The sequence below is a fragment of the Bradyrhizobium sp. PRIMUS42 genome (genome assembly GCF_023006515.1).
Lineage (GTDB): Bacteria > Pseudomonadota > Alphaproteobacteria > Rhizobiales > Xanthobacteraceae > Bradyrhizobium.
The window spans coordinates 1-1,367 of sequence record NZ_JALBGZ010001125.1 but is presented as its reverse complement, the minus strand read 5'-3'; the positions used below and the strand labels follow the sequence as shown (position 1 = coordinate 1,367).

The following is a 1,367-nucleotide window of genomic DNA, read 5'->3' as shown; positions in this document are numbered from 1 at the left end:
CTCGGCGCTGCACGGCTGGGCCGGCTCGCGGCGACAGGTGAGAATCCGGCGCAAGTCTGCACTCGTCCGCGGCGGCTTGCGAGCTTCATGCCCCGCGCATCCGTCGCCGAGGCCTATGACGAGGCCTATCGGCGATGGCGTGCGCTTTATCCCGCATTGAAGGAGACTCTTTAAGTGAACGCGTCAGCCGAATTCTTCGATGCGAGTGCACCTGTCGCCTTCGCCGGCACGGACGCGGGACAAGCGCCCGCGTTCCGCTGGTACGACAAGGATCGCCTCGTGCACGGCCGCAGGCTCGAGGATCATCTGCGCTTTGCGGTCTGCTATTGGCATTCGTTCTGCTGGCCGGGCGGCGATCCCTTCGGCGGCGAGACGTTCCTGAGGCCGTGGCACCAGGGCGGCGACGCGATGGCGCAGGCGCGGGCCAAGGCCGACGTCGCGTTCGAGCTGTTCCGTTTGCTCGACGTGCCCTATTTCACCTTCCACGATGTCGATGCCGCGCCGGAAGGCGCCTCGCTCGCCGAGTCCGTCGCCAATCTCAATGCCATCGCTGATCTGTTCGAGGCGAAGATGGCATCCGCGAAGGTCCGCCTGCTCTGGGGCACCGCCAATCTGTTCACGCACCGCCGCTACATGGCGGGCGCAGCGACCAATCCGGACCCCGAAATCTTCACCTATGCCGCCGGCCAGGTCCGTGCCGCCCTGGAGGTGACGCACCGGCTCGGCGGCCAGAACTATGTGCTGTGGGGCGGACGCGAGGGCTACGAGACGCTGCTCAACACCGATCTCAAGCGCGAGCTCGACCAGCTCGGCCGCTTCGTCGCGCTCGTGGTCGAGCACAAGCACAGAATAGGCTTCAAGGGCCCGATCCTGATCGAGCCGAAGCCGAAGGAGCCGACCAAGCACCAATATGATTTCGACGTCGCCACCTGCTACGGCTTCCTCGAACGCTACGACCTCCTGAAGGACGTCAAGCTCAACATCGAGCAGAACCACGCCATCCTCGCCGGCCATTCATTTCATCACGAGGTCGCGCTCGCCGAGGCGCTCGGCGTGTTCGGCTCGCTCGACATCAACCGCGGCGACGATCTGCTCGGCTGGGACACCGACCAGTTCGCGATGAACGTTCCGGAGCTGGCGTTGGTGTTTCACGAGATCCTGAATCGCGGCGGCTTTACCACGGGCGGGCTCAATTTCGACGCCAAGATCCGCCGCCAGTCGATCGATCCGGACGACCTGATCCATGCCCATGTCGGCTCGATGGATGCCTGCGCGCGCGCCTTCCTCGCCGCGGCCGACATGCTCGATGCCGGCGCGCTCACGACGCCGCTTGCCAAACGCTACGAGGGATGGGCCGGGCCCGAGGG

General features: G+C 65.6%; 1 protein-coding gene and 1 pseudogene. Both read left to right on the top strand.

Annotation, left to right across the window (positions count from 1 at the left end):
- A pseudogene (locus MOV75_RS38255) lies at nucleotides 1–174 on the top strand (xylulokinase); the annotation flags it as partial.
- On the top strand, nucleotides 175–1,367 hold a 1,193-nt coding region (gene xylA, locus MOV75_RS38250; RefSeq protein WP_247008015.1), incomplete at its 3' end, for a xylose isomerase.